The sequence below is a fragment of the bacterium genome, from assembly GCA_022616075.1.
In the GTDB taxonomy this organism is placed as follows: Bacteria; Acidobacteriota; HRBIN11; order JAKEFK01; family JAKEFK01; genus JAKEFK01.
Genome location: JAKEFK010000081.1, coordinates 16222 through 30308 on the forward strand (window position 1 = coordinate 16222; position 14087 = coordinate 30308).

Below are 14087 nucleotides of genomic sequence, written 5' to 3' on the forward strand. Positions count from 1 at the left end.
GTTAAAATGGTTGCAATGTATCGATTCTTCGCGATTCCATTGACTGCCATTTTACTGTTCATCCTCTGCGGGTGCGTGGAAATAGAAGTGAATACGAAGATCAATGATGACGGCAGCGGGACGCAGCGCTGGAGATTCACCGGTAGCGCTTTGCTTTCCTCAGATATGAAGAAGCAGGTGCAGAGCAATCGATTCTTCGGTAAGTCTGTGACCCGGGATGAATATAAGGAAGGAGACTACATCCTCGAAGCGGACTTGAATTTTCGGGATGTTAGCGAGCTTCGAGATTCGGATCGCGATATTCGTTTTGAGACCAAAGGACTACTCGTGAAAACCCACACTTACACGGAAGTTTGGAAGAGAAGCGGGAATGCTTCCGGTCTTCTGGCACAACACGCGCACGGCATCGTTCCTGTGACGCTGAAGATTGGGATTGAATTACCCGGAAAGATTATTGAAACGAATGCCGACTGGAAGGAAGGCTCTTTTGCCAGGTGGACGGTGCCGGTTACCGATCTAGCTTCCGCCAAAATGTTGGTTGCAAAATCCCGGAGCCTGAACTGGTTTCTGCTGATTCCTGCAGCAGGGGCGCTGGTGATAGCGTTTGCAGGGCTTATCATTTTCGCTTATTCCGCGACCAGGAAGAAAACACTTCCTGTCGCACCTTCGGTTGTTTGCGCAGCATGCGGGGCAAACGTTCCGGGTGGTTCAGCCTTTTGCAACTTTTGCGGGAATAAAATGAATTAAGTAAGATAGAGAGCGCGTTTCAGAGCAAGAGCGAGACAGGGGGAGTATAACTTGGAATCCCTGATTCCGGTGGTTCTTGCGGAAGAAGAACCGGATACGATATCGGTAGTCACATTATTCCTGTCTGAACTAAAAGAAGTTCGACTGACGATTGCTTCTTCCGCGGAAGAAACACTGCTAAAGATTTCTGAATCGGAAGCCGCTCTTGTTTTGTTTGCTGATGGATTGCAAGGACTGAATAGTTTGCAAACCGTTCGCAAAATTCATAACAATTCTCCCTCAACGTACGTTGTTGTGTCGTTACTTACCCACGATCCGAGCCGTTTGAGCGAATTCATGGTTTCAGGCGCCAACGACTGCATTGTGAAGGACGCGCAATACGTCCCGAACCTGGTCCAGGCAGTAAAGAAAGGGCTGAATAGAATCGCCGAGCGGAAGTCCTTTTCCATTTCTCCCATGCCGCGGGCCGATCAGTTTGCATTTGATGAGAATCTCCCGGACATTGTGTTTTATCTCAGCGCCGATGGAAAAGTTCTTTACGCAAACCGCGCGATTAAAGAACTTCTTGGAATTGCCCAGAAACGCGTGGTGAATTGTCCCTTTGAACAACTGATCCATCTTGAAGAGCAATGCAGGGATTTTCGTGAATATCTTGCCGGCAAGGATTCAAATACCAGGTTCCGCCGGCTGCTCTCTTTGCGTGACGCAACAGGAAACGCGAAGGATTTTGAAATCAATTTTGCTTTGCGGGAAGGGGATTTGATTTACGGAGTAGCCCGGCCAGTCCGGGCAGAGGACTTAGGCAAGACTCCCGTTGTCCGGCCACCAATACAAGCGCAGGTGGAAACATCTCAGGAGCTCCCGGTCAAAATCGGTCCGTATCGCGTTTTAACTTTGCTCGGCGCCGGAGCTATGGGGCGTGTCTATAAAGCACTGGATGAACAACTGGAACGCTATCTCGCAATCAAAATTGTGGGCAAAAAACTTGCTGCGACAAAAGAGTATCTCGATCGATTTCACCGCGAAGCCAAATTACTTGCAAGCTTAACACACCCGAACATTGCGCTCATTTATTATTTTGGGACTCTCGAAGGGCTTCCTTATTTTTGTATGGAGTTCATGCCAGGCGGTTCTCTGGAAAACTTACTTCGCGAAAAGAAAACGATCGATCCCGAAACTGCCGTGTCTTACACAATGCAGGTTGCTATCGGCTTAAGCAAAGCCCTGGAAAAAGGGGTTGTGCATCTGGACGTAAAACCATCCAACCTGATGCTGGCAGAGAACGATCGAATCAAAATCGTCGATTTCGGTCTCGCACGCACGATTCATCAGCTGCAGAATGTTCCCCACAACATCATCGGAACTCCGCTTTATGTTGCGCCGGAGCAGATTCGTGGCGGAATGGTAGATTTTCGCTGCGACATTTTCTCGCTCGGTATGACATTTTTCCAGATGCTTTATGGCTTTGTTCCTCACGCGGCAACAAAAATTCAGGAAGTCTTCCGTCGCCGGTTAAAGGAGGGGTTACCGCCCGCCGATCAGTTGAATCCTTCCATTCCCAGAAATCTTTACGAAATGATCCGGAGAATGACCCACTCTGATCCGGCAGAACGGTACGACAGTTATTCGGAGCTGATAGCAGAGCTGGAGGAAGCGCGAAGGAATAAGGTTCAGGAGCTGCCGGCCCCCGACATGTCACCACCGGTTGGTTCTGCGGTTCACATGCGCGGATTGATTTATGATCGTCCCTTCGCAGAAATCCTGGGATACATTGCCTCCAGCAGAATCTCAGGGAAATTGACTTTGAGCTGGTTTGATCTTTGCAAGAATTTGCATTTCAAAGAAGGTGAGATCGTTGCGGTGATGTCAAATCAGGAAGGGGAGAGTTTTGTGGACCTCTTGCTCCAGCAAAACCGGTTAGGTCCTGAAAAAGCAAGAAAACTGGAAATGGAATCCTCGGATCTATTCTCTAATTACTCTTCGGCGTTGAATGAACTCACTCAGGAGAGCAAGGCAAAGTTAACCGGGGATTTGGCTGGTCTTGCGTGGCACATTATGCAAGGGCTCTTCTCCTGGGTTGTGGGCGAATTTCTGTTTGAAGAAGGGATCTTTCCAGCGCAGGGTAGCATGAAGATCAGAACAGCCGAAGTGTTACTGGGTGGCGTTCGGGGATGGATGGATTTCCCTACCATTCACAGGCGGCTCTATGGCGGTCATTGTTCCATCAGTCTTAACCCCGATTTCCAGAAGATTTTGCCGGTCCTCTCACTGGCACCCGCGGATGCTTTCATTTTGTTCCGCTTTGAAAAGACAATTTTGTTCCGGGAACTGATGGACTTGTCCGGAATTTCCGAAGATGAATTCTTTCGATTGATTTATGTGTTTTCGTGTGCGGGAATTGTTCAGCTGGAAGAAGCGGCTGAACCGCGCCCGCAGCCTCGCGGCGCGCGAGTTGTTCCTGCGCAGAGAGTGGAGGTATTGGAAAAGTTGGAAGTACCGGAGAAAATTGTTCCGGAACCTCCCTTGCCGGATCGAGAAGAGCACATCCCAATTGAGGAACCGATCCTGGTTCCGCAACGCCCGGCAGCGCCTGCTCCGCCTGCCGTCAAAGACCTCGGCATGTACTATTACCGTTGCGCAATTAGCAGCTTTGAGAGCAAGAATTACTGGGCGGCTGTTGAGTATTGTAGAAAAGCGCTTGAGGTGAAACAGGAAGCCAGGATTTATAGGCTCATGGGCAGGGCGCTGGCCACACATCCTGCGTTCCGGCGGGAAGCAATGGATGCTTTTAAAAAGGCTTTGGAAAAGGACCCCCTGAGTTTCACGATCGAGCGCGATATAGCGGATCTCTATTTTGTAACAGACAACTACGCTCTGGCGCGTTCGCGCTATCAAAATGTTTTGAAGAAAAATCCTGAAGATCAGCATTCCCAGAATAAGCTAAAAGAGATTGCAAAACTGAAGAAGTAAAAAGAAACTGTGGAAAATACCGTACGGGTGCTTCTGGCCGAACAGGAAAGCGAAATCCTGTCGCTTTTATCTCTTTCCCTGATGGAAATTAAAGAATGCGAACTTGAGATTTGTTCGCTGATGAACGATCTCTTGAAGCGGGTCGTTGAAACAAAACCGGGTTTGGTTTTGCTGAATGCAGCCCGCGAGACGGAATATGTGTTATCGATCCTGCAAAAAATTCATGAAAGCGATCCTGGCATTTACGTGATTGTAAGTCTTCCTGAAAAATTCCAGCATTCCACTGATTCACTCATGATCGCCGGCGCTCATGACTGCGTGGTAAAGGACCGCAAATACGTTCCCAGTATTGTCAGCGCTGTGAAGAAGGCTTTGATTCGCATAGCCGAAAGAGAAGCTTTCGAAGTCCCGGTTTTAGCGCGAGCTCAGCGTTTTGCCATGGATGAGAATCTGCCGGACGTCATTTTTTCTCTGGATCTGAGTGGGAAGATCCTGTACGCAAATCACGCGGTTTCGTCACTGCTGGCTTATGAGCAAAAAGAAATCGTAGGCAGAAGTTTCTCGAACATACTTGCCGGCGAATCTGAGCGACACGCTTTTCATGAATATTTGAGCGCGATCGATCAAAATATCAGTCTTCGCGAAGTGTTGATGCTGAAAGACCGGAACGGCCGTGAAAAGAATTTTGAAATCAATTTCACTTTGATGGAAGGTGAAATCATTTACGGCGTGGCGCGAAGACGAACGTCAATCAGAGCACAAGAAGAGGAAGAAGTAGAGGAAGAAGTTCCTGTAGAAGCAATTCCCGCCAGGCTGGGACCTTACCGGATTGTTACTCTCCTTGGCGCCGGAGCCATGGGGAGAGTCTACAAGGGATTCGACGAACAGCTCGAAAGGTTTGTTGCGATCAAAGTGATCAGCAAATCGCTTGCAGAAAATGAAAGATACGTTGAACGTTTTAGACGCGAAGCAAAAATTCTTGCGAGCATTTCTCATCCCAACATTGCATTGATTTACTACTTTGCCAGTCTGGAGGGGCTCCCATACTTCTGCATGGAATTTCTGCCGAATGGTTCTCTGGAGAGCTTGCTTCAGGCAAACAAGGCGATCGACCCTCTGGTTGCACTTTCCTATGTCATTCAGGTTGCATCCGGCCTGCGGGAAGCTCTATCCAAGGGCGTTCTGCACATGGATATCAAACCTTCCAACCTGATGCTTGCGGAAGATGGGCGTTTGAAAGTCGTGGATTTTGGTCTTGCCCAGACAAGCAGAGATATGTCGGAGTTGGAGAAAAACATTGTAGGGACGCCGGTCTACATTGCGCCCGAACAGATTATGGGTGGCGTTGCGGATTTCCGGATGGATATCTATTCACTCGGGATCACTTTTTTTGAAATGCTTTACGGGTTCGTACCGTTTTCAGGCCCAACCGTTTCTGATATTTTCCATACGAAATTACGCGGAGCGCTTCCCTCCCGTTCCGAGCTGAATCAATCGGTGCCGGCAAAACTATACGACATTGTGATTCGAATGATAGAACGGGATCCGCTGCAGCGGATCAACAGTTACTCCGAGCTTCTAGAGGAGCTCGAATCTGTGCGCCGAATCGGAGTGCAAGTGGAAGCCATTCCTGAAATTGAAAAGCCGGAAACAAGCACGGTCACCATGAGGGGCCTCCTGTATGATCATCCACTGCCTGAAGTTCTTGGCCAGATTGCTCAACAGCAGCTGAACGGAAAACTCACGATTAATTGGGGACAGCTTTTCAAGCAGCTTCATTTTAAGGAGGGGAAGCTTGTGGCGCTCCTTTCGAACCAGGAAGGGGAGGATTTCATTGATCTCGTGATCTCGCGTCTGCCGGCCGAAGCAAAAATGATGCGCAAGCTTCAAATAAGCAAGTCCTCGGACTTATATCATGGGTATTCTACGGTCGTTGAGAAACTGCCTGCGGACCTGCGCGCAAGACTCTCCGAAGACTTGCTGGCTCACGCGGAAAAGATCATTCAAAACCTTTTTACCTGGATGACGGGGGAATTCATTTTTGAATCAGGCGATTTCCCGGGCCAATTAGATCTGGAGATCAGCTTGCACGATACGATAACAAACGGAGTGAGAAAATGGTTGGATTACGAATTTATTAGAAAAAAGTTGTTCGAAGGAAATTGTTTAATCCGTCATGATCCCGAGTTTATCCGACATCTTCGCAATTTGAATCTGGAGCCGTCCGATCGGTTTTTGTTGTTTCGTTTTGAGGAAGAAATCGATTACGGAAAGCTCTACGAAATTTCCGGCATTTCGCAGGAAGAATTTGGCCGACTGATTTATCTTTTCCGCTGTTTCGGGCTGATTCATTTACAGCGGACGGCCGGAGAGACTAAACAAAAGAAACCGGTGGAAGTTCCAGCGGCTGGATCTTCCGGAGACCTTTGCACCTATTACACCCATTGCGCGGTGAAGAGTTTTGAAGAAAAGAATTATTGGTCCTGTGTGGAATATTGCAGAAAAGCTCTGGCTCATCGTCAGGACGCGAGCGTGTATCGCTTGATGGGACGCGCTCTTGCAACTCATCCGCCGTTGCGTCACGAAGCGGTGGATGCCTATAAGCAGGCCCTGGTACTTGCTCCCGGCAATGTTGGAATCGAGCGCGATCTGGCTGATCTGTATTTCGATTTGGGTGATAAGGTTCAGGCAAAAAGCAAATATGAGTCCATTCTCAAATTGAATCCGGCCGATCAACACGCGGCAAAACGATTGCAGGAAGTTAACCGCCAAGCCGCCAAGGGCGCCAACTGAAAAATAACTAATTCTTATCTTGGCGTCTTGGCGGTTAAATTTCTTCGAGGCTTTTGCGTTTCGTTTCTTCCCCCAGTAGCGCCACGGCAATCGCTCCGGCGATTACAACCGCAGCGAATTGAGCAAAGACTGTCTGTTGCCCTAAACCGGCTGCCAGGGTTTTTCCAACAATCACGGGGGCCACAATGCCCCCGATTCGGCCGACTGCGGCAGCGGTGCCTGCGCCGGTTCCTCTCATGTCTGTAGGATAAAGTTCAGGCGTGTAAGTATACACAACTCCCCAGGCTCCCAGATTGAAAAAAGAAATCAGGCATCCATAAAAAATAATTTCCGTTCCTGAGGTTGCTTTTCCGAAAAGAAAGGCAGCGACTGCGCAGCCGATCAGAAAGGGAATCAGCGTCGCTTTTCTTCCGATGCGGTCCACAAGAAAAGCTGCGCTAAAGTATCCGGGGATCTGAGCGAGCGTAATGATCAGAACATAGCGAAAGGATTTCAGGACTTCATGACCGCCTGAAACCAGAAGCGATGGCAGCCAGGTAAAAATTCCATAGTAGGAATAGACCATGGCGAACCATAAAATCCAGAGCATCAAAGTACGCCGGACAAATTTCCCCTGCCACAGATGCGAGAGCCGGACCTGGATCGCGGTTCTTTTTGTTTCCTCTGTAATTTCTACCGGCGGCACCTGCGCTTGATTTTCCAGCCAGCGAAGAGCTTCGCGGGCTTCCATATGACGACCGGCGGCTTCCAGATAGCGTGGCGATTCAGGAATACTTCTTCGCAAATAGAACACATAAAAAGCGGGAAGGAAGCCGATGAAAAATGCGATTTTCCACCCTTGCTCAAACCGCGGAATGATCAGAAAAGAAATGATGGCGGCGGCAACCCATCCGAATGCCCAGAAGCTTTCGAGAATTACCAGGAGCCGGCCGCGGTGTTGCGCCGGCGAGTATTCAGTAACCAGAGTGCTCGCAACGGGCAATTCACCGCCCAATCCGAAACCGACCAGGAAACGCAAAACCAGAAGCGAAGCAAACCCGGCTGCGAGACCACACAGGCCTGTTGCAATGCTAAAGATCAGAAGCGTTGCCTGAAACAAATATTTCCGTCCCACACGGTCCGCCAGCACTCCTGACATCAATGAGCCGGCGAACATTCCCATTAACCCGATCGAAGCAATTAACCCAACCTGGTCAGCGGACAGTTTCCATTGCTTCATCAGGACGGCCAGAACAAACGCGATGATGCCTGCGTCCATGGCGTCGAACAGCCATCCCAGTCCGCAGACAGTTACAATTTTCCAGTGAACGCGGGAAAGCGGAAGGTTGTCGAGCCGTTGAGAAATATTCATACCTAATCGTGGATCTTAATCGTAATCGTGATCATGATCGCTAAATCTCGGTTTCGATTACGACTAAGATTTAGCGATTACGATCACGATCAAGATTACGATCCACGATGAATCAGGCGTGCCACCGTTTCCTGCCAGGTGATGTGTTTCCAGACTTCGTAACCGGTGGTGCCTAACTTTTCCGCGCTCCCTTCTGCTTCGAATAGATTAGTAATCCTGCGGCCAATCTCTTCCGGCCGGGGTTCGCAAACGAATCCGCTGACTCCGTCCCGCACCAGTTCTGCCGGCCCTCCACTATCCGTTGTTGTAATTACAGGCTTTCTGCTGCGAAAAGCTTCCATCGTGACCAGACCATAGTCTTCGTTCACAGGAGAATAGTAAACGGCGCGGCAACCTGCATAAAGTTGAAGGAGGCGATCAGTGGGAACGTGACCCAGCCACTGAACACGGTTTTCCATGGAATTTTTCTTGATCCAATCCAGCACCTGATCTTTATCGGAACCCTCTCCGGCAAGAATTACTTTCCCGCGATCTGCGTATTTCAGCGATTCCAATAAGAGAGGAATCCGTTTCAAAGGAGTCAATCTTGCGGGGGAGAAAATGTAATCACCGTATTTCTCTGTGTAGTATCCGTTTGACGGCGGCGGTGGATACAGAACTTCGCTGGGTATGTTTCCCCAGTGGAGAAGCTGCCGCTGCACGTTTTTTGATTGCGCAAAAACCTTTTTTACGTTGCTTTTTAAGAAGTGACGATCGGCGGCATGGATACATTTTTTCCGGATTGTTTCTTTGATCTTGCCTTTCCAGCCAAGGGCCCCGGACCAACCAGGCCAGAGGTCATAGTATTCGCGCATCCGGTGATTGAGCCAGCAAACGTGATTGGGATGTTTCAGAGCATAAGAAGGAAATCGCAAAGAGATCAACTGATCCACCGGTTCTCCGCCACCGGTGCATTCTACATCCGTAAAGCGCGTGGCCAGATAGGCGGAAAACTGGCGTCCAAAACGGTTTGTCGGAGTTGTTAACAGTTCGGCTTCGTGCCCCGATTCCTGGAGGGCCTTCACAAGCGCCCGCACGATCACCCGATGGCCACCTTCTACGAACGGCACATCAGACGTTGCAACGAGTACTTTCACTGATCACTAGTCACTGGTCACTAGTTACTGCTTTGTTGTTCCCTTCATCGTCTCCGATGCTACAGGTTTGTCGCTAACCTCGATCCTGACAACAACGACGGGAACATTCGCAGCAATCAGGGCCTTACTTTCGTAGTAAGTCTGAAGGCGGTTTCTGCCGGGATAAAGATAAATCGGATTGGATGTCACTTGTTCCCAGGTCAGACTGGCTGTGCGGTTCGGGCCCTTTAAAATCACATTTTTTCCTGTAACGTTGTGCGTTTTTAAGAGATCACTCAATAAAATCGCCTTCTCTTCCTTTCCATTCACTTTTATTGTAGTTTTAGCGATTTTTGTATATTCATCACGCGGTATCGAAATAATCAGTTTTTCTTCCTGATAAATCTGAAGGGTCTGCACCGCAGCTTTTGCTCTTTTCTTTCTTTTTTGTTTAGCGGTTTGCTTGGTGCTTGTAATCTGCTTTTCTTCGACAGGCTTTTTCTCTTCCGCCTTCTTGCAAGCCCAAAATGAGCCGACAATCAGCATGAGTGCAATGCAAAGGGACTTTTTCATAGGATCCTCGAATAGAACTCTTTTAGTAAAGCATGTGATGATATTCCACCAGTCTCGAAATGTCAAAAACGGAAGTCTTTTCCTAATCTTGGCGTGCTTGGCGCCCTGGCGGTTCAAAAAATTCCCCTGAAACAGTTTCCCGCCGAAATGCGTATTTATTAACGTTGTGGACTATCTCCCTGTCTGAAAGCATAATTGAGCAAAGATGAATCGTCTGCTGAGAGTTTACTTGATTCTGTTTGGCATCGTTGCCATCACCGGGATTCTCGGCTGGAGCTGGCTTGACTGGATTCAGGTGCCGGCCACAATTGGTTTCGTTGCTCTCACGCTGTATTATGCGTTTCGTCTCACGCGCAGGATATTCCGGAAGTTTTTGTGGCGAATACGGCGCAAGCTGATTCTGTCCTACATCTTCATAGGCTTTATTCCGATCCTTCTTCTTGTTGTGTTAACGCTCCTGGGCTTTTTCATTTTTATGGGACAAACCACATCGGAAATGTTCAGCTCCAATCTGGATGGTTATCTACTGCGCACAAAGAATCAGAGTGAAAAACTGCTGCATCTGACGGAATTTCTTGGAAACGACGAAGGAATCGACCGCTGGTTTGCTGAGCTAAAACCGGAGGATAAGGTCTGGCTGTCAAAAGCGGAAGTCTGGTTGTCGGTCAATGGCCATACCGAAGTTCTTCAAGGGGATGGTTCTTACGATTTGCCGGAATGGGCAGTTCAGAAGGATTTTACCGGTCTGGTGATCCGCGATGGAAATCCTACCCTCGCGGCTGTTCACATTGATCCCGATAAGACACGCGTCATTCAGGTTCTCGTTCCTGTTAATTCGCGTTTGCTCGATGTAATGAGCGGTCATGTCGACGCGGATATTCGTTATCTTCGTTTTTCCGATGAAAGCGCGAAAAGCGAATTCAATGAGACGATCAAAAGTTCCACCAATCAACCAATCTGGCCGACCTGGTGGGATTTTCCCATCTGGTGGTTAAGTTTTCCGGATCAAGTCGACTGGAAAACCGGTGAGAAGATGAGCGTGTTGGACGACGATAAGAAGGGGAAACATCTGATGAAGGATGAGGAGACCGGCGCGATTGTTCTCGATGCGCCCTCGTCAAGTTCGAAAGCCTCGATGGGCGCTTTTGTAGTCAGCACTCATTTTTCCCGCGTATACCGGCATATTTTTTCGCGAAGTTCAACTTTGCAAAAATTCGTCTACGGATTGATGTTCACCGTGGCAATTTTCTTTCTAATCATCGAACTCATTTCCGTTCTGTCAGGATTCTTGCTTGCCAAGTCGATTACCGCTTCCGTTCACAATCTGTTCGAAGGAACAGAAAGGATCAAGAAAGGGGATTTTAACTATCAGATAAAAGTTGAATCGCCGGATCAATTGGGCGACCTGGCTCATTCCTTCAACAGCATGACCGACAGTGTGAAGAACCTGTTGAAGGTGCAGGTGGAAAAGGAAAGGCTTTCTGAATCTTTAAGAATCGCGCGACAGATGCAGGAAAACTTGCTGCCACGTGAAATCCACTCGCTGGGTGACATTGAAATTTCTGCGATGAACATTCCCGCGCAGGAAGTTTGCGGGGATTACTATGACATACTGCAACAAAGTGAACAGCAAGTTGGGATTATCATTGCGGATGTTTCAGGGAAAGGTCCAAGCGCGGCGCTTTACATGGCTGAAGTTAAAGGTGTGATTCTTAGCCTCAGCCAGCGTACCGTCATGCCTCGCCAGTTGTTGATGGAAGCCAATAATATCTTAGGTCCTACTCTCGATTCAAAAAATTTTATCACCATGACCTACGCCATATTTGATGAAAAAAACCGCACGATGAAAATGAGTCGTGCAGGCCATAATCCCATTTTGCACTTTACGGCTCCCACGGGACTGGTGGATGTGGTGCAGCCCGCCGGCATCGGTTTGGGTTTGACCAGAAATGGCATCTTTGACCGAACACTTGAGGAAGTGGAACGGAAACTGAATTCCGGCGATATCCTGGTCTTCTATACGGACGGCTTGACAGAGGCCATGAACTCCAGCAATCAACTTTACGGACTCTCCCGTCTCTCGCAGATTCTTTTGCAGAACAAAGATCTTGGCGCAGAAGAGATTAAAAGCGCCATATTCCGCGACCTGCAATTCTTCCTTCAAAACAGCGCCCCGCAGGATGACATTACACTCGTACTTTTGAAAGTACGGTAGTCGTAGTGTGGTAAGATTTCTGACAGGGGTATGGATCAAGAAAACGAAAAGAATGGGGTACGTGTAGAGGATCGCCGGTTCTTCGATAAGGACGGAAATCCGATCCGGCAGGATGAACGACAATCACCTCAACAACCCTCCGCAGCGTCAGAACAAAAGGAAAAAGAGGAGACTCGTACTCCACACGTGAAAATAGATTTTGCGTCACTGGTGTTCCTTTATGTGCAAACCACGCTAATGCACCTTGGGGAACTGGAAGACTCCGCTGATCACAAAGTGCCACAAAATCTCGAAGCTGCGCAGCAAATGATAGATACCTTGGAGCTATTGCAGGAAAAGACCCGGGGAAATCTAACTCCGCAAGAAGATCAATATTTGCAAGGAGTATTGTTTGATCTTCGCATGCGTTACGTTCATAAGGCCAGAAAGTCTTGATGAGACTATTCTGGGCTCTTCTATCTGTTATCTATCTATTGTTTGCCAGTCTTGCATTTTCTCAAGATGAAGAAATCCTTATCCTGAAGGACGAAACGGAAGAGGCTTCACCGCAGGAACCCACCGAGACCGTTCAGTCGCCACCGGAAAGGGACGTATCAAGTCGCATCTATCTGGATTTTTACGAGACATGGCGCCAGTTTGAGCTCCAATTAAAACTTGGATCGGTGGATCAGCGGCTGCTCGCTGATTTGATACGGCTCCGGAATCGAAACGGAATTCCTAAGATTACTGAATTCGCGCTGAGCGCCATTCGATTCGGTGAAACCAAAATGACGGAAGGTAAACCGGAACAGGCTTTGCAATTATTTCAAGCGGCAACAAGCCTGGATCCGAGCCTGTCCATCGCTTACTATTCACAATCGAAAGCGTTGTTATGGACTTCCTGGGTGAACGCACCTTCTGCGCTTCGGACCGCCTTTGAAGGAATGTTTGCTCCCGTGAGCACGCTGAATGGGAAAATATATCTGTCCTCAAAGTACGCTTTGATTATCATCGCGACTCTGGTGATTCTGGGTTGCGCATTCGCTCTGATTATCCTTGCAAAGTACCATGGTTTGTTGCGCCACGACACCATGGAAAAGTACACTTCTTTGACCACGACCATTGTTAATCTGGTGGTCTGGATTGTGCTTTTTCTGCCGATTTTGCTTCTCGCTGGAATTCTGTGGCTCGCTCCTTTCTGGTTTGTAATTTTTTGGAAGTACACTCGTCCATCAGAAAAGATCTTGTCGGTAGTATTCTTTCTTGCTTTCATGATGGCCTACCCCGTATATCAGTATGTTGTCAAAATTTCTGCAGCATCTGCAGAGTCTTCAGTGGCGCCTTTTATCAGAGTTTTTTCGGATGGACCCTCTCCCAGGCTGCTTGCCGATTTCCGCGACTATTCCGTAGAGAATCCTAAGGATTCCGACGGATCCATTATGCTGGCCCATCTGTATCGAGCCGAGAGAAACTATCCTGAAGCGATCAAGATTCTTCAAAAGCACATACTCGATCATCCAAAAGAGGCGCGCGTCTACAACAACCTGGGACACGTTTATTTTCTTCAGGGGGAGACGGATATTGCCCTTCGTATGGTCCAGAAGGCGGAGGATCTGGATCCTGCAAGCGCCATCTATCCCTACAACCTTTCCATTTTGCTGCGGGCAAAATTCAATTTCAGCGATGCGGAAGAATCCCTGGGCAAAGCGCGGCGATTGGATGCGAAGTTAATTCGAAAACTGGAGGAAAATCCTTATTCCAGCATGGTTGATTCCGTTCCGACCGAAGAGATGATTCTAACAAGAATGAAACAAAAGGCCGGCAGCTTTGCGGATTATTTAGCAAATCCTTTTACCGGCTTTTCTCTTCTGCTATTGGTGCTGGCACTCGTGAGCGGCCTCTCAAAAAAGAAGGACCATGCAAAGGAATGCATTAAATGTGGCCGTCCTTTCTGTAAAAGATGTCAACCGGCAGTCAAAGAACTGCGTTTCTGCACTCAATGCCTGCACATTTTTGTTAAAAAGGACGGTGTTTCGCCGGCTTCCCGAAAAGACAAAATGCGAGAGATTGAAGATCATTCACGGCGCCAGGAAATCTTCATTCGTGTATCTTCACTGGTTCTACCGGGATTTGGAAATCTCTATAAAAACCGTATCTGGTTCGGCGCAACACTGTTGTTTTTCTGGTTCTTCTTTCTCGTTCTCATTATCTACAACTGGCGATTCGCCAATGTATCGTTCTATGAATCTCCCGGAAGTACGAGCATTTTGATTCCTGTGTTTTTACTGTTCCTCGCGCTTCTTTACCTTGTCGCAAATATTTCCCTCTTCCGCAAAGCAAAAGC

The 14087-nt window shown here is 48.3% G+C and carries 9 protein-coding genes; 6 read left to right on the top strand and 3 right to left on the bottom strand.

Going from position 1 to position 14087, the window contains the following annotated elements:
- Positions 1-15: 15 nt before the first annotated feature.
- The 3 genes from L0156_07130 to L0156_07140 are packed head-to-tail and all read left to right on the top strand — an operon-like array spanning position 16 to position 6510.
- Complete coding sequence (locus L0156_07130) at positions 16-747, top strand: hypothetical protein (protein MCI0602771.1); 732 nt, start codon at positions 16-18, stop codon at positions 745-747.
- Between the two features lie 51 nt (positions 748-798).
- Entirely contained in the window at positions 799-3717 is a 2919-nt protein-coding gene (locus tag L0156_07135) for a protein kinase (GenBank protein MCI0602772.1), read from the top strand.
- Between the two features lie 9 nt (positions 3718-3726).
- Positions 3727-6510 carry a protein kinase gene (locus L0156_07140; GenBank protein MCI0602773.1) on the top strand — a complete coding sequence of 928 codons (2784 nt, stop codon included), beginning with the start codon at positions 3727-3729 and terminating at the stop codon, positions 6508-6510.
- A 34-nt stretch (positions 6511-6544) separates the two neighbouring features.
- Here L0156_07140 and L0156_07145 read toward each other — a convergent pair whose 3' ends face one another.
- The 3 genes from L0156_07145 to L0156_07155 form a co-directional block, all read right to left on the bottom strand.
- Complete coding sequence (locus L0156_07145) at positions 6545-7861, bottom strand: MFS transporter (protein ID MCI0602774.1); 1317 nt, start codon at positions 7859-7861, stop codon at positions 6545-6547.
- A 95-nt stretch (positions 7862-7956) separates the two neighbouring features.
- Positions 7957-8997, bottom strand: coding sequence for a glycosyltransferase family 4 protein (locus tag L0156_07150; protein MCI0602775.1), 1041 nt, complete (start codon positions 8995-8997; stop codon positions 7957-7959).
- Positions 8998-9021: 24 nt separating this feature from the next.
- A complete protein-coding gene (locus L0156_07155; GenBank protein MCI0602776.1) occupies positions 9022-9549 on the bottom strand; it encodes a hypothetical protein in 528 nt (175 codons plus the stop codon).
- Between the two features lie 205 nt (positions 9550-9754).
- On the opposite strand from L0156_07155, the gene L0156_07160 reads away from it, so the two are divergent.
- From L0156_07160 to L0156_07170, 3 genes are all read left to right on the top strand, one after another.
- The gene (locus L0156_07160; GenBank protein MCI0602777.1) at positions 9755-11764 is read left to right on the top strand and encodes a SpoIIE family protein phosphatase; all 2010 of its coding nucleotides are present in this window, start codon (positions 9755-9757) and stop codon (positions 11762-11764) included.
- A 30-nt stretch (positions 11765-11794) separates the two neighbouring features.
- Entirely contained in the window at positions 11795-12199 is a 405-nt protein-coding gene (locus tag L0156_07165) for a DUF1844 domain-containing protein (GenBank protein MCI0602778.1), read from the top strand.
- Positions 12199-14087, top strand: a 1889-nt coding sequence (locus L0156_07170; GenBank protein MCI0602779.1) for a tetratricopeptide repeat protein, incomplete at its 3' end; no start/stop codon positions are given. The genes L0156_07165 and L0156_07170, both read left to right, overlap by 1 nt.

What these genes read in the sequence shown, in the direction of transcription:
- L0156_07160 (MCI0602777.1), top strand. Translation starts at nt 9,755, where the DNA reads ATGAATCGTCTGCTGAGAGTTTACTTGATTCTGTTTGGCATCGTTGCC.
- L0156_07130 (MCI0602771.1), top strand. Translation starts at nt 16, where the DNA reads ATGTATCGATTCTTCGCGATTCCATTGACTGCCATTTTACTGTTCATC.
- L0156_07165 (MCI0602778.1), top strand. Translation starts at nt 11,795, where the DNA reads ATGGATCAAGAAAACGAAAAGAATGGGGTACGTGTAGAGGATCGCCGG.
- L0156_07155 (MCI0602776.1), bottom strand. Translation starts at nt 9,549, where the DNA reads ATGAAAAAGTCCCTTTGCATTGCACTCATGCTGATTGTCGGCTCATTT.
- L0156_07145 (MCI0602774.1), bottom strand. Translation starts at nt 7,861, where the DNA reads ATGAATATTTCTCAACGGCTCGACAACCTTCCGCTTTCCCGCGTTCAC.